Raw genomic sequence first — 24,520 nt, 5'->3', positions numbered from 1 at the left:
TGGCTTTTAAATTGAAATAATAAAAAACAGGCACAAAAAAACCGCTATATATAGCGGTTAATTCTTCAAGTGGTGCGCTCAGAGAGATTCGAACTCCCGACCCCTTAGTTCGTAGCCAAGTGCTCTATCCAGCTGAGCTATGAGCGCGTACTTGATGTTGCGCATTATACGCATTTTTCAAAGCTTAGGAAGCTTTTTTTCATCTTTCTGTCACCAAACGTCTAGTTCTTAGCCATCAAACTAGTTTACATCAAATAGCGGCTAAAATTATTAGTGTTTTTCTTATTTAAGATGTATTTGAAATATTTTTTTTCAAATAAATTTTATCAGCTTTTTGCGGCATTTGGCCATATACCTAGATGATAAAGGCTACTGTTTTAGTCAACATTATAGAAATAATATATTTCTGGTTGAGCTTTAACATTATAAGCTTAATTAAAATTTATCGAGGATAATGCTTCAAATGAGTGAAAATATGATTAAAAAATAATTAATGAAAAAAATATTATATAAAAAATATTATTATTTTTATGTCTAAATTAAAAAAATTATTATTGCTTTAAATATTATTTAATATCAAAAAATGTGACTAAAAATACACATTGACAGCTTTTGAGATCTCACCAATACTAAATCGCAATTATTGAGATATATATCTCAATAATTAACTCGCGCAATAAATAATACTTACTTAAAAATACATAATTATATAGGAAATAGACTGAAATGTTCTTACTAAAAAATCTCGTTTCTTCGATATCAAAAGTTACTCAAGATTTGGGCAATATTATATCGGTGAATACTAATGTAACGGGCGGCTCTACTGTTGATGGTCACATATCAACTTCTGGCTTACTTTCAGACACTCTATCTACAGCAACAAATACACTTACAACGACCACAACTGGTCTTGTTTCTGATGCAGTGGGCACAGTTACAGGTAGTATTGGTTCTACAAGCCCGGTTGACACTGTAACCAATATTATTGGTGGTGTGACTGGCGGAATTAGTGGTGGCAATCCTCTTGAAACCGTAACTAATATTATCGGCGGTGTTACAGGTGGTATCGGGGGTGGTACATCTCCAATTTCACCTGTGATTGATGTCGTTCAAGGCGGTATTGATATTCTTCAGAGTGTAGAAAGCCTAAAAACTGAAATTATCAATACTGGCATTGATACAGTTGCAGATACAATTATCAGCGTCCTTCCACAAGCAGAACATCCAGTTTCTGAAATTGCCGACCTCGGCACATTAACTTTTGAAACTTCTCGCGACACAGTAAACGGTGCACTTGAGGTAGTTTCTGATTTAGTTGGTGGTGATATTCAAGGCGCTACTGAGTCTGCTACTGGTATTGTTGAAACACTTATCAATAATGGCACAACCGCAACTGGTATTGTTACTGGCGTGGTCGGAAGCGTTACCGATGTCGTTGGTGGCGTAACTGGTGGTGTTGAAGGTAACCCGCTTGAAGTGATTACCGACATTATTGGTGGTGTAACTGGTGGCGTTGATGGTAACCCACTTGAAGTAATTACTGACATTATTGGTGGTGTAACTGGTGGCGTTGATGGCAACCCGCTTGAAGTGATTACTGACATTATCGGCGGTGTTACTGGTGGCATCGGCGGTGGTACATCTCCAATTTCACCTGTGATTGATGTCGTTCAAGGCGGTATTGATATTCTTCAGGGTGTAGAAAGCCTAAAAACTGAAATTATCAATACAGGCATCGACACTATTGCTGACACAATCATTGGTATCCTTCCTCAAACTGAACATCCAGTTTCAGACCTAGCAGGTCTTGGCACACTAACTTTCGAAACTTCTCGCGACACAGTAAATGGTGCACTTGAGGTAGTTTCTGATTTAGTTGGCGGTGATATCCAAGGTGCTACTGAATCTGCTACAGGTATTCTGGGCACGCTTATCACCAATGGTACAACCGCAACTGGAATTGTGAATAATATTATCGGTGGCGCAACTGGTGGTGTTGATGGAAGTCCACTTGATGTGATTACCGATATTATCGGTGGTGTAACTGGCGGCGTTGACGGTAACCCGCTTGAAGTAATTACCGACATTATTGGTGGTGTAACTGGTGGCGTTGATGGCAATCCACTTGAAGTGATTACCGATATTATCGGTGGTGTAACTGGCGGTGTTGACGGTAACCCACTTGAAGTAATTACCGACATTATTGGTGGTGTAACTGGCGGCGTTGACGGTAACCCGCTTGAAGTAATTACTGACATTATTGGTGGTGTAACTGGTGGCGTTGACGGCAACCCACTTGAAGTGATTACTGACATTATCGGCAGTGTAACTGGCGGTATCGGTGGTGGAACTTCCCCAATTTCACCTGTGATTGATGTCATTCAAGGCGGTATTGATATTCTTCAGGGTGTAGAAAGCCTAAAAACTGAAATTATCAACACTGGCATTGATACAGTTGCAGATACAATTATCGGCGCCCTTCCACAAGCAGAACACCCAGTTTCTGAAATTGCCGACCTCGGCACATTAACCTTTGAAACTTCTCGCGACACAGTTAACGGTGCACTTGAGGTAGTTTCTGATTTAGTTGGTGGTGATATTCAGGGTGCTACTGAATCTGCTACTGGTATTCTCGATACGCTGATTACAAATGGTACAACTGCTACTGGTTTAGTTACAGAAATCATTGGCGGATTAACTGGTACTATTGGTGGAGCAACTGGTGGAGATAGCTCACTCGGTCTACTAACTGATTTACTTGGTGGCTTAACAGGTAGCGTTGGTGGTGATAGCTCTCTTGGTGTAGTGACCGATCTTCTCGGTGGGTTAACTGGTGGTGTGACTGGCGGTACAGACAACCCTATCGGCATCGTTACAGACATCGTTGGTAGCTTAACGGGTGGCGTTACTGGTGAAGGCGGCTTAGATGTTATTTCTAATTTGCTGGGCGGATTAACTGGTGGCAGCTTACTTGGTGGCGTGACGTCTACAGTATCTAGCGTAACCAACACAACGCATACTATCGTACCGACATCATTACTTACTGATAGCTTCCTAGAAAACTCTTTCAATACTGTTTAATATAATCCATTAAAAGAAAGCCACTTATGAGAAGTGGCTTTCTTTATTAATATATTTTTAAATATTAATTCACTTCTTGCCATCTATAGTATTTCTTATGCGCCAGTTCTAACATTGCATAATCATTAGGTGTATCACCATAAGCATAAATTTTAGAATATTGGCTTAAATCATATTTATTTTTTATTCTATTTACTTTTTCTAAATAACCACAATCGCCATTAATAAACTCACCTGTCAAAATACCATCACGTATTTCAAGTTGATTACATATAACATCTAAACCTAAAGACTGGCACCAACTTTCTAAATAAACGCCCAATGATGCAGAGACAACAACAATCTGATCGCCTTGTTGTTTATGCCAGAGAATACGTTCCAAAGCATTTTCACGCACACAGATAGGAAGCACATTTTTAGCAAACTCTTGTCCCCTAACTTTTAGGGCATCTGCATCATATCCCGCATATCCCACTTGGCAAAGTTTAGTTCGAATAGTTTTATCAGTTACCCATCCAAGCTTATAACCCGCTATATAAGGTGCAAGACGAATACCACCGACTATTTGAGTTTTTTTGTTCAAAGAAAATTTAAGGAATAGGCTGAATGTGTCGCTATGAGTAATCGTGCCGTCAAAGTCAAATAAAGCTAAGTTCATTTATGATTATCTCTAATATAATTAAAAAGTTATAAATTTAGATTTTTCTTAAAGTACTAAAAAACAGGCACAAAAAAACCGCTATAAAAGCGGTTAATTCTTCAAGTTGGTGCGCTCAGAGAGATTCGAACTCCCGACCCCTTAGTTCGTAGCCAAGTGCTCTATCCAGCTGAGCTATGAGCGCGTAACTTGTGTGCCTTTCAGCGATTCGTTCTGTTTTACTTGGTGCGCTCAGAGAGATTCGAACTCCCGACCCCTTAGTTCGTAGCCAAGTGCTCTATCCAGCTGAGCTATGAGCGCGTAACTTGTGTGCCTTTCAGCGATTCGTTCTGTTTTACTTGGTGCGCTCAGAGAGATTCGAACTCCCGACCCCTTAGTTCGTAGCCAAGTGCTCTATCCAGCTGAGCTATGAGCGCATTAAGTAAATGGCGGTGAGAGAGGGATTCGAACCCTCGATACCAGTAATAGGTATGCTTCCTTAGCAGGGAAGTGATTTCAGCCACTCATCCACCTCACCGGAACGAGCCGCCATAATACAAACTAAAACCCTATTGTTCAAGTCATCATAGTGAAATTTTCTTGTTTTTTAGTTCAATGAATTATTTTTTAAGCAATTTCCTCATTATTTTCGTCTTTTTCGATCAAACGCTTGTTAAGATAGATATTATTTCTTCATCAAAATACTGTAGTGCATAACACATTATTGCAAACCTAAACGTGCAGTTCGGGTCTGCATGACTTATGCTAAACTTATCTGCCAAGCGTGAAACCAAACGACATGACAAAAAACTGGGCTGACCCCGAAGCGAAAGCTGAAGCTGAACGTTATGACAATCCTATTCCAAGCCGTACTCTTATTTTAGATACATTGGAACAATTGCAGACACCGCAATCTCATGCAGAACTTGTCGATCATTTTAATATTCATGACCAAAAAAGTATTGAAGCTCTAAGTCACCGCTTAAGTGCTATGGTTCGTGACGGCCAAATCATGAAAGACGGTTTTAAATTTCAGTTGGTGGCAGATCAACCAACCTATGAAGCAACTGTTTATATTAATAGTAAAGGTTTAGGTACGGCACATATTGATGGTCAAACTGATCTTTTACTTCCTGAACGCGAATTACGTTTAGTATTTAATGGTGACCGAGTTAGAGTGCGCCAGACTTCGGTTGACCGTAAAGGTAAACCATGGGGTTTTATCACAGAAGTTTTACAGCATCGCGTTAAACAATTAATTGGTAAATTGTCAGTTCACAATGGCGAATATTTTATTCAACCCAACAATCCAAATCAGCACCAACCTATTCCTTTAGAAAAAGAATTGGTAACACATGCTAAGGCAAATGTTGGCGATATGCTACGTGTCGCAATAGATAGTTATCCAACTCGTGAAGAGTTTGCGACGGCGCATATTATTCAGTCTATGGCCGATAAAGCTGATACAGAAATTATTATTCCACAGACCATTCTTGAATTTGGTTTGCCATATGAGTTTCCAGATCAAGTCTTAAAAGAAGCTGAAAGTTTTAAAGAGCCATCCGCTCAAGATCGTGAAGGCCGTATTGATTTAAGAGATTTAGCATTAGTTACGATCGATGGTGAAGATGCTCGAGATTTTGATGATGCGGTTTATGCAGAAAAACGTCCAGGCGGTGGTTACCGTGTAGTCGTCGCAATTGCTGATGTTAGCCATTATGTCCGCTTAGACTCAGCCCTCAATGAAGAAGCTGAGGAACGAGGAACTTCGGTATACTTCCCGCACTTTGTATTACCGATGCTACCAGAGGCTTTGTCAAACGGTTTGTGCTCTCTGAACCCTCATGTAGACCGTTTATGTATGGTCTGTGACTTAAAACTCTCTCGTACAGGCCGTGTAACAGGTTATGAGTTTTATCCATCAGTCATGCATTCAAAAGCACGTTTGACCTATACACAGGTAGCACAATATTTTGACGGCGCCACAGATGCGATTCCAAAAGATCGTGATGTTCATAAATCTTTAAATACGCTTTTCCAGCTTTATCAGATTTTGAAAAATTTACGTGCTGATCGTCATGCAATGGAATTTGAAACCATTGAAACCTACATGACTTTTGATGAGCTAGGCGGGATTAAAGAAATTTTGCCACGTACACGTAATGAAGCACATAAGCTCATTGAAGAATGTATGTTGCTTGCTAACGTTGCTGCGGCTGAATATGCATTAGAACATGATGTTCCAATGTTATATCGCGTGCATGAAGCGCCAGAGTTTTCACGTATTCAGAAAGTAAAAGACTTCGTAAAATTACTGGGTCTCCCCTTCCCTGACCAGCCAACTCAAGCAGACTATCAAAGAGTTATTGAAGCAACCAAAGATCGTATTGATGCACCAAGCATTCATGCCGTTTTATTACGCTCAATGATGCAAGCTTATTATGGCGCAAAAAATGCAGGGCACTATGGTTTGGCTTATGAAGCTTATACACATTTCACTTCGCCAATCCGTCGTTACCCAGATTTATTATTGCACCGTGCCATTAAAGCACATCTCAAACAAAAGCCTTATCCACTCTCTGGTGCTGCACTAGATGATGCAGGTGAACATTTCTCTCAAACAGAACGCCGTGCTGATGAAGCATCTCGCAGCGTAACGACTTGGTTGAAGTGCCACTACATGCAACAGCATTTAGGCGATGAGTTTATTGGTATTGTGAGTGCGGTAACCGAATTTGGTTTGTTTGTGACACTGAAAGATCTATATGTCGATGGTATGATTCATATTAGCCAACTCGGCGATGACTTCTTTATTTATGACCAAGCGAGCCAAAATCTGGTAGGTCAAAATCGTGGTCAAGTCTTTGGTCTAGGCGATGAAGTTAAAATTCAGGTTGCTGGTGTCAATCTGGAAGAACGTAAAATTGACTTTCAGCTTATTAAACAAGTTACCCATGCAGGCCGAGTAGTTCGTAGCCGCGCACCACGCACCACTAAAACAGCTGCTCAGGCTAACGAAGAGGTCTTTAGCAAACCAACCGTCAGCAGTGATGGTGAAAGACCTGTTCATAAAAAGAAAGAAAAAAGTAAGCCAAGTTCTTACACCAAAAAATCTGGTAAAAAAACCTCAGCAAAAGCTGAGGCTAAACCAGAGAAGGTGAAGAAAAAATCTAAACCTAAAAAGAAAAAGTCGAATGCAAAATCAAAGGCTGAATAATGAGTAAATAATTATCACGAATTAGAAATAAGTCTCCTATAGGAGGCTTATTTCTTTTTAAAAAGGGTTATTTTACACATTAAGCTTGATTTCCGGCTTGAGAGGACCTACATCTAATACCATGTTTAAAAAATAATGTGGCTATTAGCAATGACTTTACAGCAAGCGACTTTACCAACTCCGCGTTTTGACCAAATTAAATTAGAAAATTTAAAACAAGACATCCAGCAAGCAATTCAAGCAGGTCAGGAATTTTTAAATACTCTTACAGCTGCACCTAGAGATAGAGCACAACAACTTTCCGTACTTGAGCAAGTCGATACGCTTGAGAATAACCTGAGTGAATCATGGGGCGTTTTATCGCATTTAAATGCGGTAATGAGTAATGCAGAAACGAGAGAAGTTTATCAATCCTTATTACCGGCATTGAGTGAATATTACACTCAGCTTGGTCAACACACGGCGCTTTATCAGACATATCAACACATCCATGATGATCAAGGTTATACTTCGCTTAGCCCAGCCCAACAAAGTGCTATTCGCCTCGCTTTACGTGATTTTAAACTTTCTGGTGTAGCCTTAGAGGGTGAAGAGAAAAAACGTTATGCAGAGATTTCTGCGCGTCTTTCACAGCTTTCTTTTGATTTTTCAAACCACGTACTTGATGCAACACAGGCTTACTTTAAACCACTTACCGAAGATCAGTTAAAAGGCCTTCCAGAAAGTAATATTGAGCTATTAAAACAGTACGGCAAACAACGTGAACTCGACCAAGCTGTAGCAACTCTCGATTTCCCAGCATATTTTGCGATCATGACTTATGCAGATGACCGTGCATTGCGTGAAGAGCTTTATAGAGCTTATGTAACTCGCGCATCTGATCAGTCTGAACAAACTGAGTTTGATAACAGCAAAATTATGGAAGAAATTTTGAGTCTTCGTCAGGAAATGGCGAAACTACTTGGTTTCAATAACTACGCTGAATATTCTCTGGCAAGCAAAATGGCGCCAGACGTAAAAACAGTACATGAGTTTTTGGTTGATCTAGCAGAACATGCGCGTACTCCTGCACTTCAAGAAGTTGCGGAACTTCAAGAAATTGCTAAACAAGATGGTGTGGATGAACTCAAACCTTGGGATACAACATACTATTCTGAAAAGCTTAAACAGCAACAATTCAACTTATCTCAAGAAGCTTTAAAACCCTATTTCCCTGCTCCTAAAGTTCTTCAGGGATTATTCCAGATTGTGCAGCGCCTATACGGCATTAATATTATCGAAAGACAAGCACCTGTCTGGCATCCAGATGCACGTTATTTTGAATTAGAAGACCAAGGCCAAGTGATTGGTGGATTCTTCTTTGACATCTATGCTCGTACGGGCAAACGTGGTGGCGCATGGATGAATGGTTTCCGCTCACGCATGCAGACGCTTCATGGCTTACAAAAACCAATTTGCTATATGGTGTGTAATTTCACCCCTCCGGTAGGTGATCAACCTGCTTTATTGACTCATGACGAAGTGATTACTTTATTCCACGAGTTTGGACATGGTTTACATCACATGCTAACAGAGGTAGATAACATCTCGGTTGCAGGAACGCACGGTGTTGCTTGGGATGCAGTAGAGCTACCAAGTCAATTTATGGAATTCTGGTCATGGGATAAAGAAAGCCTAGATGTACTAAGTGAACACATCGATAGTAAACAAACTTTGCCACAAGAATTACTAGATGCTTTATTAAATGCCCGATTCTTCCAATCTGGTATGCAAACTTTGCGTCAGCTTGAATTTGCGTTGTTTGACTTGACCATTCACACAAAAACGCCTGCGCTAAACAGTGAGCAAATTCAGCAGACCTTAAACGACATTCGTAAGCAGTATGCAGTCGTTCCTACTGTCGACTACAATCGTTTCCAACATAGTTTTAGTCATATTTTTGCTGGTGGTTATGCCGCGGGTTATTACTCTTACAAATGGGCAGAAGTCTTAGCAAGTGATGCGTTTGATCGTTTTGAAAATGAAGGTATTTTTAACACTCAAACAGGTAAAGAATTCCGTCAGGCAATTTTAGCTGTGGGTGGAAAAGACACCGCGCTTGAGGCATTTGTTAATTTCCGTGGGCGCGAACCTAAAATTGACGCGTTGTTACGTCATCAAGGTTGGACGAATGACAACAAAACCGCTTAAACTATGGGCCTAAATTGATCGTGTGGTTAGGGTGATAAAGATGAAAAAACGTTTCATTGCTGGGGCAAAATGTCCAAAATGTGAAGCCATGGATCGGATTGTCATGCTAACCACCGCAGAAGATGAATGGATTGAATGTATTGAATGCGGTTATAGCGAAAATCGTCCAACTCATGTTGATGAGCCTGAGACGCCTGCTATACCTGATGAAATTGGGGTAATACAGTTCAAGCCACGTCGTCCCGACTAAAGGTCTTAAACATGCCACTACAAAGAAAACAAAACTCAAAATTATTATGGATTTTAATTGGGGGCTTAAGCATTCTCGTAGTGCTTTTTTTTGCAGCACAATGGTTTTTTAAAAAAACTGAGTCGTCAGCACCACTGGTTGATCCTCAACCTGTATCGACGCCCGCTCCTGCTCAACCTGCTGAGCCATTACCAAGTTCTGAACCCTTAGCTGAAAATGCAAGTTCTCAGCAACTTGTCAGTGAGAATATGCTTAAAGAACCTGTACCAGCCCAAGAGTCTTTAGCAAAAGAAGAAGTGTCAAAACTTGAAGATATCCAACGCCAGTTAAAAGAACAGGAATCCACCTTAAAAGCTCAGCATGCTGATGCTGATCAATTAGCTAAACTCAAAGAAGAACAAGTTAAATTGCTTGAAGCTCAGCTTAAACAGCAATAGTTTTTGAGCGGACTCTTAAAAAAGCTAAAGTCATCTATCTTTAGCTTTTTTATTTGGATTTAAAAATAGTATTAATTATCTTTTTCTAAATTTACTCAATCTACTTATAAAAAAAGCCCTCCGTTTAGGAAGGCTTTTTTATATAACCGATACTTTAATTTAAGTTAATGATACCAACCGAATAACTTAAATACATATGGTACGTAGGTCACTAATACCAATGATGAGAACAAGACAATAATTGGTAGCAACCAGCGCTCATATCGGAAGTAGAAACTTGTATATTTCTCTTTCGCTTCAGCATCAGCCGCATTCACTTCATCATCTCCGACGGACAACCGCGTGAGTAGATGGTTCAAGGCAACGGGTGGTGTTACATAACCAAATTCGAATGCCACCAATACAATCATCCAGAAATGAATTGGATGAATACCATTTTCGTATGCCACAGGTGCAATAGTTGCAGCAACTAAAATTACAGCACCAAATGGGTCTGTACACATACCAATAATGGCAAGTAATAACGCAATACATGCAAGTGAGATGTAGATACTGCCTAAATGGGTCGGCAATAATTCAACCACTTCAGAGCGTTCAATTAAACCACCTACACTTGCAGACAATGCCATCAAGATAATTAGAGCACCAATATGACCTACAGTTTCTGAGGTCGCAAAACGAAGTGCTCCACCAAAACCAAGACGGAATTGAGAACTATGCGGATCATGCGCACGAAGGAATGGTGATTTTTGTTCGTGTTCACGAACAATCGCCTCATGAATATTAATTGCAGGAGCTTCTTTGGTAGCGACCAATTTGTCATACAAGATCATTGCGATGAGGACTAATGGCAAAATTACTGGTGCAGTAAATTCATTCATTCCTGTATCTAGCGCATATTTATAGATCGCAAGAACAACAGCAGTGATCAGAATATATGGAATTACGGGTACAAAGGCGCGCATCATGCCTGGAATCGCAACTTTTGGTGAATTCACACGGAATTTTTCCTCAGCCAAAAGTAAGGAAACACCCAAGAAAATAAATGCAGTTAACCAAAATACATAAATACCATGACCAAACAGCTCATCGGACGTTACATGGCGGCTATCAAGCATTGCAATTAAAACGACCAATAGACATGGACGTACAACTACCCCCAAAGAACCTGACATGGCAGACACAGCCAACGCATATTGACGGCGAGCACCTGCATTCCAGACTTCTTTATAAATAATTGCACCAGCTGCGATTACGAAAATACCTGATGCACCTGTATATGCTGTTGGTACAGCAGCAGCAATTAGAATTAACCACGTTAAAGTTTCTGGCGCCAAGTTCCATGGACGAAGGACATTAAGGAACAAATCCATAACACGTGTTTGAGTCAAAAGCATACCTGCCCAAATAAACAAGGCAAGGTTTAAGAAGATACCTGAGAACTCAACCAATAAACCAAGGTAAATCCCTTGCCCCATTGGGTAATCCATAAAGAACGTGAATACGATACCTGTAATTAGTGCCATGTAAGCATATAAAGGCACCGATAATAAGGCTAAACCTATATTACCGCCTTCACGTTTTGGTGGAGGTGAGACAAATAATTGATAGAGACTAATTAAGGTCAGAACAACAAATAGAATCATCCAGATCCAGTAAATCGTTACTGTTTCATAGGTAGGTGTTACCCCAGAATTTATGACTGAACGATACTGACTAATTACCGAGAAGCTAAGTAGTGCATTACCAATCAACATAAAGAGTGAATACACTTTGTAATCTATTTTTGTTGCTGGATTACGTAAGCCAATATGGTGATATTTCAACGATGCAGTGATCGCAGAAATCAGAACCATAAAGATGAGTAAAATAGCGCGGTTCTCTGTACCGAATTTAAAAATCCCAAAGAAACCAGTCTCGATAGCACGGTAAGTACGTACCCCAGGGTTAGCTTCGATATATTTAATGGTTTTATCATACGCCTGATATTTTTCATCACATTGTTGCTGCGCTGCGAGTAGTGATGCACGGACATCACTTTCCGATGCTGCACCAAAGAAGCTCGCGAAATCATCAGACGCATTTGCTTTCATTTGTTCTTTTACTTGAGCATCGATATTTGGATGTCGATCACAAGTTGGCTTTTCTGGCTCAGCACGCAAAAAAGAATATTGCATACCTGTAGCAGGGTCACCATAGAGGCGCTCCCCGATACGTAATAATTGTCCGTGGATCATTTCCCCGGTACCAATAATTAGAGTCATTAATAGCAGAATAAGGATGACGAATGTTGAGATCCATTCGTTCCAGATATAACCCAGCAGACCTAATCCAGATCTTTTTTCTTGATGTTCTTGCATAAATATTCCAATTTTGTTCTCTCAAAAACCTATAAAAAACAGGAGATTGAGTCATGCAATTTTCTTGGTCAGGGGTTAAATCCATCCCCCTTCTACCAATCCCTTTATTCAACGATCAAATTTGCATCAAACTTTATGAATAAAGAATGACTAAAATCACTTTTTTAACAGTTTGTATTGTCAATGTTTCTTTTTTAATCTCTGCACAAGCCAATAGCATCCCCCAAAAATTGCTCCACCTATCGCTCCATATAAATGAGCCTCAGTTAAAACAGGACTTCCTATTAACTGGGCAGTTCCTGTTTGCCCGAATGTGTTTTCCCATATGAGTTTAGCTACGATTAAACCTAGAACCAAAAAAGCAAAATTACGCTCTTTACGATATTGCAAATACACTAAAGCAACCGCTGTATATAGCCCATGTAATACACCAGACAGCCCTGCATACGCTTCGATATAAGGTAAATAAAAGTAGAACACCAAACTAATAAAAGGTGGCAACAGCAAAAGCAGGCTTAAAATATGCCATGCTTTTGTATGTGGAAAGATAAAGGGTAAACAGGCAAATGCCATCATATTTAAAAGAAAATGAATCCAACCTACATGAACCCAGTGCGCTGTCCATAAACGCCAGAATTCGCCAAGTAAACTGTCACGCCAATAAATAAAAGTATCAGGAAACACCTGTAAACACGCAGAAATGGAAATGCACACTGCGACCAAAAGCACTTTACTATTCAGTACATGATCCTTCATGGCACACTCCTTGAAATTAAACTTCTTGCAATTATTGTAGAACTTAACAATAGACTCGCAAGAAGTTAGTCTTTCAAATATTTTTTACTGCGCTGCTGGTGTAGTAGATGAATCCGCAGGAACTTCAGAAGCAGCTCCGCCATCAAATAATTCATCTAGCTCTGCTGCACCTTCATTCTTATCATCCCAGAAATGAGACATTCCATCATCTCCGGTACGTACGCCAGTATGCTCGGTCCAGTAACGGTCAGAGATCCCACGTACAATAAGGCCTGCCATACTATCAATTAACTTAAAGTTCGGATTGACAGGTTTATCATCAGCTTGAGATGCCGCATATGATCTTAATGCATCACGAATTTTTGCATCATCACCACTTGCTTGGGCAGCCACTGCATATAAAGCATGAGATAAGCGAACACCTTTTTGCTCGCCTAATTGCACTGACTGTTTCAAAGTTTGATATGGATCTGGCTTACCCTCATCTGCACCAGGTAATAAAGTCCATATAACAGCACGCGTTGCGTTAGGCGCTCCCCAGAATTTTTCATTATCTAGGCAGACCATTCCCCGCTCTACAATAGCAGCGATATCTTTAGGAACATTCACTGCGCCACCAGAGTTAATATCATTGGTCACAGCTTGTAGACCGCTGATCATTCCCATTAAATAGACAGTTTGATCTAAGTCACTACGCATCGTTGGACAAGAATCACCTAAATGATATTTATATTTAGATTCCCAACGGTCAGCAAATAACTTATAACCCGTATATTGACGTTCAGCCGCAATTGCAGCCCAACGTTTTTGTGCAATACGAGCATCCTGAGCTTCTGTTACCTGTCCCGCTTTTGAAGCCCGCAAATAACGTAATTCTGCCTCTAAAGCCTGGTTTTCTGCACAAACACCCGACGCTGCATATAGTAATACTGCAACACGTGTAGGGTCAGCTCCCATACCTTTGGTAGACATAATTGCTGGAGTTAAAGCATTACCTGAATTACAGACCATTTCAGCATCTTGCATAGCAAGAATAGGTGGAATCATATGCTTTTCAGTAAAACCTAAAGCAACATTGGCTCCGGTTTTTACCACATAAGAACAACCTGATAAAACTGAAGCTGCAAGAAAACTCACCGCCAAACCTTGGCTTATTTTTTGGACTTTAGACATCTTCCTGTCCTCTATGTAATTTGTTTTTTCCTTTTCAGATGTACATTAGCAGATGCATATCTTGAATAAAAGAGTAATTACTCTAATTGTAGCGCTTATACTTTGACACACTTCACAGCAGATAAAATTGACAGTTTTTCGAGGAAACAGAAATTTTGGGCAAAAAAAAGTAGCATTGCGACGGTTCAGCACATGCTACTTATTAACTGAGATAAGCTTTTAACGGCTTATATTATTTTTGTTCTATATAATCCTTAAGTAAAGTTCCTGCTCTTCCTACTACTACAGCCATAACTACTGCAATTAACAGAAACATCCACATTGAAATCTCCATGAGAGACCTCCTTACTACAATCGCACCCAGTAATAAACTGGACACTTGATGAAATTAATCGACTAACCAATTTAATAATTGACTGATCGACGAGCTTGCATCCTCTGTCTCTTAACTTTGTTAAAATTAACTTTGTTAAGATGTTCCCTGAGTAAAGTTCCTGCTCTTCCTATTACCACTGCCAAAATTATGGCAATGACCAAGAACGACCATGTTGGCATCTCCATTTTGAGACCTCCGACACACTTTACGTTGGTGTTTGTACTTTAACCGATCAAATAAATACCCGTAGGCGAAATTGTCAGACAATCACCTTTCCTTCGCTTTTTTCTATATTTTAATTAGACAATCCTGAACTCAAGCAAGAAAATAATTAATAACCTTCTGTTTTTTATAATTTTTAAATAAATATACAAATGTAGAATTGTCTAACAATTAATAGAGTTTTTCTAAAACTTTTATCCTTTTCCACTGCTGAATAGGAAGCTGATCGTACCAAATAATAGCTATTTTCATGGATTCCCCTTCAAAATAAACGACTATGAATATCTGATAATCAATTATTTTAATAATTGCCGACTGGTGAATCGCTTTTTGAGAGGTGCATGCAACCGACCATAATTTTTGATCCAAATATACAATTTGAGATATTCGTGTTTGCTTTAAAAAGAAGATAAAACTAATAGATAAAAGAATAAGAGCACATAGCCACCACATAGGTGTTAATAATTGATAAAGCAGGATTGCTAAGCCCAAACCAACAAAAAGCTGAAATATTACCGAGACACGGCTATATTTCAGCTTAAAATTTAATACTTTTATCAAAACAGTTTAGCCATGCACATACTGTTTTAATTTATAAATAAATTCACGTAACTCTGTACGTGGAGGTTCAGAAACTTCCATGAACCAATCTAATAAATCTGGATCTTCTTGCTCAACTAACTCTGCAAACAATGCTTTTTCTGCCGGATCAGCTTTCAAATAATAGTTTTTTACATACGGGTCAAAATAGACGTCAATTTCTTTTAAGCCGCGGCGTGCTCGATAAATTACTTTACGTTCTTCCAAGGTCATTTCGTCAGACATTTATTTCCCCATCTGCGTTGATAGTGCGTCTAGTTTACCTGATCACCTTCCAAAGATCGCTAAAAATATCAAATTGACCAAATTTATCATCTTGTTCTCATAATTGAGCATTCATCACATTGTTAGGTATGAAATGCTTCCGTATGTTTAGGGACATAACATCACACCTGAACCAAGGAAGAAATACAAATGCAATCTGGTGCCATCCGTCCTATTCCAAATATGTTACCAAGACACTTATTTAATGAAGAACATGAAGCCTTCCGTGAGACTGTCCGTAAATTCTATGAAAAGGAAGTAGTTCCAAATATAGAAAAATATGAAAAACAGCAACATGTGGACCGAGATCTTTGGAATAAAGCTGGAGAATTAGGTCTTCTTTGCACCACAATGCCAGAGCAATATGGCGGTTCTGGGGTAGATCGTCTATACAGTATGATTCTTATCGAAGAACAAGCGTATGCGATGGACTCGAGTACCGGTTTCTCTTTGCATTCTGACATTGTTGCTAATTACGTTAATAATTTTGGTAATGAAGAACAAAAACAAAAATGGTTACCCAAAATGGCAACTGGAGAAGTGGTCACCGCTATTGCAATGACAGAACCGGGTACGGGTTCGGATTTACAAGCGGTAAGAACCACAGCCGTACTTGATGGTGACGAATATGTCATTAATGGCTCTAAAATTTTTATTACGAATGGCTACCTATGCGACATGGCAGTAGTCGTTTGTAAAACTGGTAATAGTGATAAAGGTTCAGCAAACCTATCATTAATTATTGTGGAAGCAGACCGTGCTGGTTTTAGTAAAGGTAAACCTCTAAACAAAATAGGAATGAAAGGTCAGGATACTTGCGAATTATTCTTTGATAACGTTCGCGTTCCTAAAGAAAACCTTTTAGGCATGGAAGGTATGGGCTTTATTATGCTCATGAAAGAATTAGCATGGGAACGAATGTTAGTTGCTATTATTTGTCAGGCAGGCGCTGAAGCAGCCTTTGCGCATACCGTTCAATATACAAAAGATCGTAAAGCATTTGGTAAACCTATAGGCGCATTTCAGAATACACGCTTTAAACTTGCTGAACTTAGAACAGAGATAGATTTCTGCCGTACTTATCTAGATCGTTGTATGGAATTACAACTTGAAGAAAAATTGAGTGTCGAAGCTGCCGCAGCTGCTAAATATAAAATTTCTGATATGTTCTCGAAGATTGTAGATGAATGCCTTCAATTGCATGGTGGTTATGGTTATATGCTTGAATATCCAATTGCGCGTGCCTACATAGATCATCGAGCAAATCGAATTTATGCAGGTACAAATGAAATCATGAAAGAATTAATTTCAAGAACACTTTAATACCTTCATAAGAAAAGGGGCATTACGCCCCTTTTCTTATTTAATATGACTTAGGATACTAATTTTGGTTTACGTTCATTTGCTTCAGAACGCTTATGAAAATGAAGAATACCATCTTCAAATGTCGCATTTTTTAGGGACTTTCTATCTTCGAGGTAGTTATTAGTCACCTGCCATGGAGCACGTTTACCCTGTTTAGGAAGTTCATGTGCTGCACGGTTAATATAACCTGAAGATAGCTTACCCATTACGGTATCTTCTTCCATCACCGTCTTATCACCCGATGGGATCACTTCATCATAGCTATTTTTGTCCATATAGTTTAATAAGCGACAAATATATTCAGCAGCGATATCCACTTTGAGTGTCCATGATGCATTCACATAGCCAATTATCATCGCCATATTTGGTACATCACTGAGCATTATGCCGTTATAAAGCATATGTTCAGATGAGTTGATTGGTTTCCCATCAAGAGTAGCCTGAACTCCACCCATAATCTGAACTTGTAGCCCTGTTGCTGAAACGACGATATCAGCATCAAGATGTTTACCAGATTTAAGTAAAACACCTTTTTCGGTAAATTTCTCAATCTGATCAGTTTCTACACTTGCTTTACCTTCACGTAAAATCTTAAACAAGTCACCATCTGGCACTACACATAAACGCTGATCCCATGGATTATATGAAGGCGTAAAATGCTTCATATCAACCTTACCTTTAAGTTGCACTTCAATTGCTTTTAAAAGTAAACGACGTACAGTTTTCGGATGCTTCTGAGACAATGCATAAATAGCGCGTTGCATGCCAATGTTGCGAGCACGGGTAAATTTATAAGCTGCTTCTTCAGACATAAATTTACGCGTTTTTTCATAGATGAAATCGATAGAAGGAACGCTAGCAATATACGTTGGTGAACGCTGCAACATGGTGACATGACCTGCCCCACCTTTAGCCATCGCTGGTACTAAAGTAATTGCTGTTGCACCACTCCCAATAATAACGATTTTCTTACCTGCGTAATCTAAATTTTCCGGCCAATGCTGTGGGTGAATAAGCTGCCCTTTAAATGCTTCTTGATTTGGGAAAGAAGGCGCATACCCCTGATCATAGTTATAGTAACCTGTACATCCAACAACAAAATTTGCAATCCAAGTCTGCTGTTTTTTATTGCTATCTTGTACTACAACCTGCCATTTTTTTGAGGCAGAATCATAATTAGCAGAAAGTACACGATGACCAAAATGAATTTTTTCTTTTAATTTATATTCATCAATTACTTCGCCTAAATACCCTTTAATAGAAGCACCATCAGCTAATACATTCGCTTTACACCATGGTTTAAAGTTAAAACCAAAGGTAGACATATCTGAATCTGAACGAATACCAGGATAACGGAAAAGATCCCATGTTCCACCAAAAGACTCACGACGTTCTAAAATCTCGAACTGTCGTTGTGGTGAATTTTTTGACAAATGAGCAGCGATTCCGATTCCTGAAATACCTGCACCAATGATTAAAATATCAACTTGCTTTTCCATTTTATTTTTATACCCATTGTTGAGAATATAAGTTTATTAAAACACAATTTTGACAATACACAATGTCAAGTTTGACCGTTTATCTGCTTTTTTATGTCACTTGAGGACATTTTTATAAATTATTTTGTGACTAGAAATAAAAAAGACCGGTATAAAACCGGTCTTTTTTGAATAAAATCAATTATTCAGCTGAAGTGTTTACTTCACGATCTACAAGCTCAACGTAAGCCATCGGTGCTGCATCACCAGCACGGAAGCCCGCTTTAAGAACACGTAGATAACCGCCGTTACGTTCTTTGTAACGAGGGCCGAGTACGGTAAATAATTTACCAACAGTTGCAGCATTACGAGTACGAGCAAATGCTAAACGACGATTTGCTACAGTATCGTTTTTTGCTAGAGTGATTAAAGGCTCAGCAACACGACGTAATTCTTTAGCTTTAGGCACAGTTGTTTTGATCAACTCGTGTTCAAATAAAGAATTAGCCAAGTTTTGGAACATCGCTTTACGATGGCTGCTTGTACGGCCTAATTTCACACCACTATTACGATGACGCATGGTGATAGTCCTACTTAATTAACGGCTACGATAGGCAAAACGGTCGTCCATACGAAGACTAGCTGGTGGCCAGTTTTCAAGACGCATACCGAGTTGTAAGCCTTTCGATGCCAAAACATCTTTGATCTCTGTTAACGATTTTTTACCAAGGTTAGGAGTTTTTAACAACTCAACTTCAGTACGTTGAACAAGATCACCAATGTAGTAAATATTTTCTGCTTTCAAACAGTTAGCAGAACGAACAGTAAGCTCTAGATCATCTACTGGGCGAAGCAAGATTGGGTCAACTTCTTCACGAGGCTCTTGAGCAACTGGAGTTTGGTCTTTCTGAAGATCAACGAAAATTGCAATTTGTTGTTGCAAGATTGTTGCCGCTTTACGGATAGCTTCTTCAGGATCAACCGTTCCATTTGTTTCAAGGTCGATTACCAGTTTATCTAAATCGGTACGTTGTTCTACACGCGCATTTTCAACGGTGTAAGAAACACGTTTAATTGGGCTGTAAGAAGCATCTAATTGCAAACGACCAACAGGACGTGTTTCACCTTCAGGGAAACGAGAATCAGATGTTTCATAACCACGACCTTGAGCAACTTTCAAGCGCATTTTTAATGAGCCTGAAGCACTTAAAGTACCGATTAAATGTTCTGGGTTAACCACTTCAACATTATGAGGTAAACGAAGGTCAGCAGCAGTAATATCGCCAGGACCTTGTTTTTCTAATGTTAAATATGCTTCATTTTGATCGAACAGCTTAATAGACAATCCTTTTAGGTTCAGCAAGAGCTCGACGATGTCCTGCTGCAAGCCTTCTAAAGTACTGTACTCGTGCTCGACACCTTCTATCTCTACTTCAACCACAGCAGCGCCAGGTAAAGAAGACAATAGAATGCGACGTAAAGCATTACCTAGAGTATGGCCAAAACCACGCTCTAAAGGTTCTAGAATCACTTTTGCCGAGGTCCCGCTTACCGCTTCGACCTTGATCGCTTGCGGAGTTAGAAACTCGTTTGCAGTACGCGTCATTATTGCTACCTCAAGGATTATTTAGAATACAATTCTACAATCAAGCTTTCGTTGATTTCAGCAGGTAAATCAGAACGATCTGGTGCAGCTTTAAACGTACCTTCAAGCTTAGAATGATCAACTTCGATCCAAGCTGGAATACCACGTTGTGCAGCTAACTCAATCGCGTTTTTAATACGCAATTGTTGTTTAGCACCTTCGTGAACCGCAATTACATCACCAGCTTTAACTTGAATAGATGCGATGTTTACACGACGACCATTCAAAGTAATGCTACGGTGACTTACTAACTGACGAGCTTCTGCACGTGTAGAACCAAAACCCATGCGATAAACAACGTTATCAAGACGGCTTTCAAGCAATTTCAACAAGTTCTCACCTGTTGCGCCTTTAACACGAGCTGCTTCTTTATAGTAGTTACTAAATTGACGTTCTAACACACCGTAAATACGACGGACTTTTTGTTTTTCACGTAATTGTAGTGAATACTCAGATTGCTTACCACCGCGTGCCTGACCATGTTGACCAGGTGCTTTGTTAGCTTTTTTAGTTTTGACGTCAAATGGTTTAACGCCAGATTTAAGTTGCAGGTCTGTCCCTTCGCGGCGAGAGAGTTTGCATTTTGGACCAATATAACGAGCCATGAATGTTTCTCCTTACACGCGACGTTTTTTAGGTGGACGGCAACCGTTGTGAGGAATTGGAGTCACATCGGTAATGCTGTTAATCTTATAACCCACTGCGCCTAATGCACGAACCGCAGACTCACGACCTGGACCAGGACCTTTTACAAGGACGTCCAGATTTTTCAAACCGTAATCCAAAGCTGCTTTACCAGCAACTTCAGCAGCTACCTGAGCAGCAAACGGAGTTGATTTACGTGAACCACGGAAGCCTTGTCCACCTGAGGTGGCCCAAGCCAATGCATTACCTTGACGATCAGTAATCGTAACAATGGTGTTATTAAAAGACGCGTGAATGTGTGCAACACCTTCAGAGACGGTACGAGTGACCTTCTTGCGTGTGCGAGTATCTTTAGCCATCTTTTAGCTTCCAGAAATCTTACTTTTTAATCGGTTTGCGCGGACCTTTACGGGTACGTGCGTTAGTTTTGGTGCGTTGACCACGGACAGGCAAGCTGCGACGATGGCGAAGGCCGCGGTAGCAACCCAAATCCATTAAACGTTTAATGTTCATGGAAATTTCGCGACGTAAGTCACCTTCGGTAGGAACCTTAGCAACTTCTGCACGAATCGCATCAAGCTGAGCATCGTCCAACTCACGGATCTTAGTAGTTTCAGTAATACCAACTGCAGCTAAGATATTCTTAGCAGTGTGGCGACCGATACCAAAGATGTAAGTGAGGGAGATAACAGCATGCTTGTTATCCGGAATGTTTACACCGGCAATACGAGCCATTCACTTTCTCCAAAAAGGCAGTAGAGATAATCAACCGCCCCACAAAAATCTTGAGGGGCGGATATTAACCCAATTCGCCTACTGAAATCAACAGGTCTTGATTAGATTAACCTTGACGCTGCTTATGACGAGGTTCTGCGCTACAAATTACGCGAATAACCCCATTACGACGGATAACTTTACAGCTACCACAAATTTTCTTTACAGAAGCTTGTACTTTCATGATGAAACCTCTAAGTGCGCTTATCCCTTAGGATGAGCAGTCGTTTTTCTCATTAATGTTTGATTGTCATATTGATGAGATGTTAAATGCGCTTGTAGCTGAGCCATAAAGTCCATAACCACGACTACTACGATCAATAATGAGGTACCACCTAAATAGAATGGAATCCCAAAAGAACTTTGTAGAATCATTGGCATTAAACAAATGACCGTAATATAAATCGCACCAATAAACGTCAAACGATTAAGAATATGATCTAAGTAACGAGCAGTTTGCTCACCTGGGCGAATACCAGGCACATAAGCTCCGCTGCGTTTTAGATTTTCTGATACTTCCTTAGGGCTAAATACTAAAGCCGTATAAAAGTAACAGAAAAAGATAATTAACGCACCAAAGAGCACCAAATACAAAGGCTGTCCAGGCGACAATACTAACGCTAAGTCTTGTAAGCTACTTTTAATAAAACCAGCATTTGGATCTGCACTTCCTACCCATTGCCCAAGACTAGCTGGGAACAATAGTAAAGAACTTGCAAAAATCGCAGGAATAACACCAGCCATATTAATTTTTAATGGCAAATGCGTCTGCTGTGCTGTAAATATACGACGACCTTGTTGCTTTTGTGCATAGTTTACTGGGATACGACGTTGTGCTTTTTCGATAAACACAATGGCTGCCAATACACCTAAAGACAAAAGACCGAAGATTACAAGACCAATCAAACTTGTCTGACCATTATCTACAGAAGATACTGATTGCATAATTAATTTAGGCAAACCAGCAACAATACCTGCGAAAATAATCATTGAGATACCGTTACCAATACCTCTTTCAGTGATTTGCTCACCTAGCCACATTAAGAACATAGTTCCAGCGACAAGTGAAGTAACTGCCGGTATATAAAATGCAAGGCCAACAGACAGAGTAATACCCTGACCTATCAAACCTGCACACATACCAACTGCCTGAACCACTGCAAGTAACAATGTGCCCTGACGCGTATATTGATTAATTTTACGCTTACCTTGCTCACCTTCCTTTTTCAAGGCTTCAAGTGAAGGAATTACAGTAGACATTAACTGCACAATAATTGATGCAGAAATGTAAGGCATAATCCCTAAAGCAAGAATAGACATTCGCTCTAAAGCACCGCCAGAAAACATATTGAATAGCCCAAGAATAGTTCCTTGGTTCGCATGAAATAAATTTTCTAACGCAGCATTATTAATGCCTGGTACTGGAATATGCGCTCCTAGTCGAAAGACCAGCAATGCACCGATTAGAAAACTCATCCGGCGAATAATTTCACGATATTTCACATGAAATGGCTGACCTTTCATCATGTTGACATGACCTGAAGAACTAGGAGACATAGACACTCGAGATTACTCCTCGACTTTACCGCCAGCTGCTTCAATCGCAGCTTTAGCGCCTTTAGTCAATGCAACACCTTGAACAGTGAATGCACGAGTGATTTCACCAGAAAGTACGATACGAGCACGAATTTGGTCACGACGAACAACATTCGCAGCTTTCAAAGTTTCTAGGCTAACGATGTCACCTTCAACCTTGCTTAACTCAGATAAACGTACTTCAGCAGTTTTTAAAGCGATTTGGCTAGTGAAACCGAATTTAGGTAAACGACGATAAATCGCTGTTTGACCGCCTTCAAAGCCTGGACGAACGCCACCACTTTTACGTGATTTTTGACCTTTGACACCACGGCCACCAGTCTTACCAACGCCAGAACCGATACCACGGCCTAAACGACGGTGTTCACGTTTTGCACCTTCTGCAGGCGCAAGTTCATTTAAACGCAGAGTCATGGCTTATTCCTCTACACTAACCATATAGTAGACTTTGTTGATCATACCGCGGTTAGAAGGCGTATCTTGCACTTCTACAGTATGACCAATACGACGCAGACCTAAACCTTGTAAGCAAAGCTTGTGATTTTTCAAGCGATGTGAAGAAGATTTAGTCTGGGTAACTTTAATCGTTTTCATGATTGATTACCCTTGAATTTCTTCTACTGATTTACCACGTTTCGCAGCGACTTTCTCAGGAGAAGTCATATCACGCAAACCTTTAAAAGTTGCGTTTACTACGTTTGCAGCATTAGTAGAACCATAACATTTAGCAAGTACGTTATGTACACCTGCAGCTTCTAGAACGGCACGCATAGCGCCACCAGCGATTACGCCAGTACCTTCAGAAGCAGGTTGCATATATACACGGCTTGCACCATGACGAGCATTCACAGGGTGTTGTAAAGTAGTACCTGCAAGGTCTACAGTAATCATGTTGCGACGTGCAGCTTCAAGTGCTTTAGAAATAGCAGCTGGAACTTCACGTGCTTTACCACGACCAAAACCAACACGACCATTACCATCACCCACAACAGTTAATGCTGTGAAAGAGAAGATACGACCACCCTTAACAACTTTGGCTACACGATCAACGGCAACCAGCTTTTCAACAAGACCTTCGTTTTGTTCAACTTTAGCCATGATTAGAACTCCAAGCCGTTTTCACGAGCAGCATCAGCCAAGGCTTTGATACGACCATGATATTTAAAACCAGAACGGTCAAATGCAACTTTAGTTACACCAGCTGCTTTCGCACGCTCTGCGATTAAAGCGCCTACTTTAGTAGCCGCGTCTACATTACCTGTAGTACCGCTACGTAAAGATGCATCCAAAGTTGAAGCTTGTGCTAAAACTTTGCCACCATCTGCTGAAATAACTTGAGCATAGATGTGACGCGGAGTGCGGTTTACACACAAACGAGTCGCACCCAATGCACGAATGTGCAAGCGTGTGCTTTTCGCACGACGCAAACGGGATTGTTTCTTTTCGTTCATAAG

At 40.0% G+C, this 24,520-nt stretch carries 24 protein-coding genes and 5 tRNA genes; 6 read left to right on the top strand and 23 right to left on the bottom strand.

Annotated elements, in window-relative coordinates; translation table 11 throughout:
- Nucleotides 1–70: 70 nt before the first annotated feature.
- A tRNA-Arg gene (locus F931_RS20350) sits at nucleotides 71–147 on the bottom strand.
- Nucleotides 148–726: 579 nt separating this feature from the next.
- On the opposite strand from F931_RS20350, the gene F931_RS20345 reads away from it, so the two are divergent.
- Nucleotides 727–3,081 (top strand): beta strand repeat-containing protein, encoded by a 2,355-nt coding sequence (locus F931_RS20345; RefSeq protein WP_016142989.1) that lies wholly within the window; start codon nucleotides 727–729, stop codon nucleotides 3,079–3,081.
- 64 nt (nucleotides 3,082–3,145) lie between these two features.
- Here F931_RS20345 and F931_RS20340 read toward each other — a convergent pair whose 3' ends face one another.
- From F931_RS20340 to F931_RS20320, 5 genes are all read right to left on the bottom strand, one after another.
- Nucleotides 3,146–3,739, bottom strand: a complete 594-nt coding sequence (locus F931_RS20340) for an HAD family hydrolase (RefSeq protein WP_016142988.1) — start codon at nucleotides 3,737–3,739, stop codon at nucleotides 3,146–3,148.
- A 107-nt stretch (nucleotides 3,740–3,846) separates the two neighbouring features.
- Nucleotides 3,847–3,923, bottom strand: a tRNA-Arg gene (locus F931_RS20335).
- A gap of 39 nt (nucleotides 3,924–3,962) precedes the next feature.
- Nucleotides 3,963–4,039: transfer RNA gene (locus F931_RS20330), tRNA-Arg, on the bottom strand.
- Between the two features lie 39 nt (nucleotides 4,040–4,078).
- Nucleotides 4,079–4,155: transfer RNA gene (locus F931_RS20325), tRNA-Arg, on the bottom strand.
- Nucleotides 4,156–4,165: 10 nt separating this feature from the next.
- Nucleotides 4,166–4,256 (bottom strand) — tRNA-Ser (locus F931_RS20320).
- Nucleotides 4,257–4,517: 261 nt separating this feature from the next.
- Here F931_RS20320 and rnr point away from each other — a divergent pair.
- From rnr to F931_RS20300, 4 genes are all read left to right on the top strand, one after another.
- Entirely contained in the window at nucleotides 4,518–6,935 is a 2,418-nt protein-coding gene (gene rnr / locus F931_RS20315) for a ribonuclease R (RefSeq protein WP_016142987.1), read from the top strand.
- Nucleotides 6,936–7,070: 135 nt separating this feature from the next.
- Complete coding sequence (prlC, locus tag F931_RS20310; protein WP_025470445.1) at nucleotides 7,071–9,125, top strand: M3 family metallopeptidase; 2,055 nt, start codon at nucleotides 7,071–7,073, stop codon at nucleotides 9,123–9,125.
- Between the two features lie 40 nt (nucleotides 9,126–9,165).
- Complete coding sequence (locus F931_RS20305) at nucleotides 9,166–9,375, top strand: YheV family putative zinc ribbon protein (protein WP_016142985.1); 210 nt, start codon at nucleotides 9,166–9,168, stop codon at nucleotides 9,373–9,375.
- Between the two features lie 11 nt (nucleotides 9,376–9,386).
- Nucleotides 9,387–9,812 (top strand): hypothetical protein, encoded by a 426-nt coding sequence (locus tag F931_RS20300; protein WP_016142984.1) that lies wholly within the window; start codon nucleotides 9,387–9,389, stop codon nucleotides 9,810–9,812.
- 164 nt (nucleotides 9,813–9,976) lie between these two features.
- On the opposite strand, the gene F931_RS20295 is transcribed toward F931_RS20300, so the two are convergent.
- From F931_RS20295 to F931_RS20280, 5 genes are all read right to left on the bottom strand, one after another.
- Nucleotides 9,977–12,172: a TRAP transporter large permease subunit gene (locus F931_RS20295; RefSeq protein WP_016142983.1), complete on the bottom strand. Its 2,196-nt coding sequence runs from the start codon at nucleotides 12,170–12,172 to the stop codon at nucleotides 9,977–9,979.
- Nucleotides 12,173–12,352: 180 nt separating this feature from the next.
- Complete coding sequence (gene rrtA, locus F931_RS20290; RefSeq protein WP_016142982.1) at nucleotides 12,353–12,928, bottom strand: rhombosortase; 576 nt, start codon at nucleotides 12,926–12,928, stop codon at nucleotides 12,353–12,355.
- Nucleotides 12,929–13,012: 84 nt separating this feature from the next.
- Nucleotides 13,013–14,101, bottom strand: coding sequence for a hypothetical protein (locus F931_RS20285; protein ID WP_016142981.1), 1,089 nt, complete (start codon nucleotides 14,099–14,101; stop codon nucleotides 13,013–13,015).
- A gap of 769 nt (nucleotides 14,102–14,870) precedes the next feature.
- Nucleotides 14,871–15,260 carry a hypothetical protein gene (locus tag F931_RS0104020; RefSeq protein WP_025470444.1) on the bottom strand — a complete coding sequence of 130 codons (390 nt, stop codon included), beginning with the start codon at nucleotides 15,258–15,260 and terminating at the stop codon, nucleotides 14,871–14,873.
- A 6-nt stretch (nucleotides 15,261–15,266) separates the two neighbouring features.
- On the bottom strand, nucleotides 15,267–15,524 hold the full coding sequence (locus F931_RS20280; RefSeq protein WP_016142980.1) for an FAD assembly factor SdhE: 258 nt from the start codon (nucleotides 15,522–15,524) through the stop codon (nucleotides 15,267–15,269).
- A 189-nt stretch (nucleotides 15,525–15,713) separates the two neighbouring features.
- Here F931_RS20280 and F931_RS20275 point away from each other — a divergent pair, with 189 nt between their 5' ends.
- Entirely contained in the window at nucleotides 15,714–16,886 is a 1,173-nt protein-coding gene (locus F931_RS20275) for an acyl-CoA dehydrogenase family protein (protein WP_016142979.1), read from the top strand.
- A 50-nt stretch (nucleotides 16,887–16,936) separates the two neighbouring features.
- On the opposite strand, the gene F931_RS20270 is transcribed toward F931_RS20275, so the two are convergent.
- The 12 genes from F931_RS20270 to rplR all read right to left on the bottom strand — a co-directional run bounded on the left by F931_RS20270 (nucleotide 16,937) and on the right by rplR (nucleotide 24,517).
- Nucleotides 16,937–18,427 carry a flavin-containing monooxygenase gene (locus F931_RS20270; protein ID WP_016142978.1) on the bottom strand — a complete coding sequence of 497 codons (1,491 nt, stop codon included), beginning with the start codon at nucleotides 18,425–18,427 and terminating at the stop codon, nucleotides 16,937–16,939.
- Between the two features lie 181 nt (nucleotides 18,428–18,608).
- Complete coding sequence (gene rplQ / locus F931_RS20265) at nucleotides 18,609–18,986, bottom strand: 50S ribosomal protein L17 (protein WP_002049717.1); 378 nt, start codon at nucleotides 18,984–18,986, stop codon at nucleotides 18,609–18,611.
- An 18-nt stretch (nucleotides 18,987–19,004) separates the two neighbouring features.
- Complete coding sequence (gene rpoA / locus F931_RS20260) at nucleotides 19,005–20,012, bottom strand: DNA-directed RNA polymerase subunit alpha (protein WP_002116730.1); 1,008 nt, start codon at nucleotides 20,010–20,012, stop codon at nucleotides 19,005–19,007.
- A 17-nt stretch (nucleotides 20,013–20,029) separates the two neighbouring features.
- Nucleotides 20,030–20,656: a 30S ribosomal protein S4 gene (gene rpsD / locus F931_RS20255; RefSeq protein ID WP_000135204.1), complete on the bottom strand. Its 627-nt coding sequence runs from the start codon at nucleotides 20,654–20,656 to the stop codon at nucleotides 20,030–20,032.
- 12 nt (nucleotides 20,657–20,668) lie between these two features.
- Nucleotides 20,669–21,055, bottom strand: coding sequence for a 30S ribosomal protein S11 (gene rpsK / locus F931_RS20250; protein ID WP_001040166.1), 387 nt, complete (start codon nucleotides 21,053–21,055; stop codon nucleotides 20,669–20,671).
- Nucleotides 21,056–21,074: 19 nt separating this feature from the next.
- Nucleotides 21,075–21,431, bottom strand: a complete 357-nt coding sequence (gene rpsM, locus F931_RS20245) for a 30S ribosomal protein S13 (RefSeq protein WP_000090815.1) — start codon at nucleotides 21,429–21,431, stop codon at nucleotides 21,075–21,077.
- Between the two features lie 106 nt (nucleotides 21,432–21,537).
- Nucleotides 21,538–21,654 carry a 50S ribosomal protein L36 gene (gene rpmJ, locus F931_RS20240; protein WP_000867907.1) on the bottom strand — a complete coding sequence of 39 codons (117 nt, stop codon included), beginning with the start codon at nucleotides 21,652–21,654 and terminating at the stop codon, nucleotides 21,538–21,540.
- 20 nt (nucleotides 21,655–21,674) lie between these two features.
- Nucleotides 21,675–22,994 (bottom strand): preprotein translocase subunit SecY, encoded by a 1,320-nt coding sequence (gene secY, locus F931_RS20235; protein WP_014207743.1) that lies wholly within the window; start codon nucleotides 22,992–22,994, stop codon nucleotides 21,675–21,677.
- Nucleotides 22,995–23,039: 45 nt separating this feature from the next.
- Entirely contained in the window at nucleotides 23,040–23,480 is a 441-nt protein-coding gene (gene rplO, locus F931_RS20230) for a 50S ribosomal protein L15 (protein WP_002116985.1), read from the bottom strand.
- 3 nt (nucleotides 23,481–23,483) lie between these two features.
- Nucleotides 23,484–23,660, bottom strand: a complete 177-nt coding sequence (rpmD, locus tag F931_RS20225) for a 50S ribosomal protein L30 (protein ID WP_000849088.1) — start codon at nucleotides 23,658–23,660, stop codon at nucleotides 23,484–23,486.
- Between the two features lie 6 nt (nucleotides 23,661–23,666).
- The gene (rpsE, locus tag F931_RS20220) at nucleotides 23,667–24,164 is read right to left on the bottom strand and encodes a 30S ribosomal protein S5 (RefSeq protein WP_001141025.1); all 498 of its coding nucleotides are present in this window, start codon (nucleotides 24,162–24,164) and stop codon (nucleotides 23,667–23,669) included.
- 2 nt (nucleotides 24,165–24,166) lie between these two features.
- Nucleotides 24,167–24,517: a 50S ribosomal protein L18 gene (rplR, locus tag F931_RS20215; RefSeq protein ID WP_002049741.1), complete on the bottom strand. Its 351-nt coding sequence runs from the start codon at nucleotides 24,515–24,517 to the stop codon at nucleotides 24,167–24,169.
- Nucleotides 24,518–24,520: the final 3 nt, after the last annotated feature.

Origin of the sequence: Acinetobacter pittii ANC 4050 (assembly GCF_000399685.1) — a bacterium.
In the GTDB taxonomy this organism is placed as follows: Bacteria; Pseudomonadota; Gammaproteobacteria; order Pseudomonadales; family Moraxellaceae; genus Acinetobacter; species Acinetobacter pittii_E.
This window is presented reverse-complemented; position numbering and strand designations above follow the sequence as displayed.

Coding starts and splice junctions, on each gene's coding strand:
- F931_RS20340 (WP_016142988.1), bottom strand. CDS start 3,739: ATGAACTTAGCTTTATTTGACTTTGACGGCACGATTACTCATAGCGAC.
- rpsE (WP_001141025.1), bottom strand. CDS start 24,164: ATGGCTAAAGTTGAACAAAACGAAGGTCTTGTTGAAAAGCTGGTTGCC.
- rplO (WP_002116985.1), bottom strand. CDS start 23,480: ATGACTCTGCGTTTAAATGAACTTGCGCCTGCAGAAGGTGCAAAACGT.
- rrtA (WP_016142982.1), bottom strand. CDS start 12,928: ATGAAGGATCATGTACTGAATAGTAAAGTGCTTTTGGTCGCAGTGTGC.
- F931_RS20280 (WP_016142980.1), bottom strand. CDS start 15,524: ATGTCTGACGAAATGACCTTGGAAGAACGTAAAGTAATTTATCGAGCA.
- F931_RS20285 (WP_016142981.1), bottom strand. CDS start 14,101: ATGTCTAAAGTCCAAAAAATAAGCCAAGGTTTGGCGGTGAGTTTTCTT.
- prlC (WP_025470445.1), top strand. CDS start 7,071: ATGTGGCTATTAGCAATGACTTTACAGCAAGCGACTTTACCAACTCCG.
- secY (WP_014207743.1), bottom strand. CDS start 22,994: ATGAAAGGTCAGCCATTTCATGTGAAATATCGTGAAATTATTCGCCGG.
- rnr (WP_016142987.1), top strand. CDS start 4,518: ATGACAAAAAACTGGGCTGACCCCGAAGCGAAAGCTGAAGCTGAACGT.
- rplQ (WP_002049717.1), bottom strand. CDS start 18,986: ATGCGTCATCGTAATAGTGGTGTGAAATTAGGCCGTACAAGCAGCCAT.
- F931_RS20270 (WP_016142978.1), bottom strand. CDS start 18,427: ATGGAAAAGCAAGTTGATATTTTAATCATTGGTGCAGGTATTTCAGGA.
- F931_RS20275 (WP_016142979.1), top strand. CDS start 15,714: ATGCAATCTGGTGCCATCCGTCCTATTCCAAATATGTTACCAAGACAC.
- rpsD (WP_000135204.1), bottom strand. CDS start 20,656: ATGGCTCGTTATATTGGTCCAAAATGCAAACTCTCTCGCCGCGAAGGG.
- rpoA (WP_002116730.1), bottom strand. CDS start 20,012: ATGACGCGTACTGCAAACGAGTTTCTAACTCCGCAAGCGATCAAGGTC.
- F931_RS20345 (WP_016142989.1), top strand. CDS start 727: ATGTTCTTACTAAAAAATCTCGTTTCTTCGATATCAAAAGTTACTCAA.
- rplR (WP_002049741.1), bottom strand. CDS start 24,517: ATGAACGAAAAGAAACAATCCCGTTTGCGTCGTGCGAAAAGCACACGC.
- F931_RS20300 (WP_016142984.1), top strand. CDS start 9,387: ATGCCACTACAAAGAAAACAAAACTCAAAATTATTATGGATTTTAATT.
- F931_RS20305 (WP_016142985.1), top strand. CDS start 9,166: ATGAAAAAACGTTTCATTGCTGGGGCAAAATGTCCAAAATGTGAAGCC.
- rpmD (WP_000849088.1), bottom strand. CDS start 23,660: ATGAAAACGATTAAAGTTACCCAGACTAAATCTTCTTCACATCGCTTG.
- rpsK (WP_001040166.1), bottom strand. CDS start 21,055: ATGGCTAAAGATACTCGCACACGCAAGAAGGTCACTCGTACCGTCTCT.
- rpsM (WP_000090815.1), bottom strand. CDS start 21,431: ATGGCTCGTATTGCCGGTGTAAACATTCCGGATAACAAGCATGCTGTT.
- rpmJ (WP_000867907.1), bottom strand. CDS start 21,654: ATGAAAGTACAAGCTTCTGTAAAGAAAATTTGTGGTAGCTGTAAAGTT.
- F931_RS20295 (WP_016142983.1), bottom strand. CDS start 12,172: ATGCAAGAACATCAAGAAAAAAGATCTGGATTAGGTCTGCTGGGTTAT.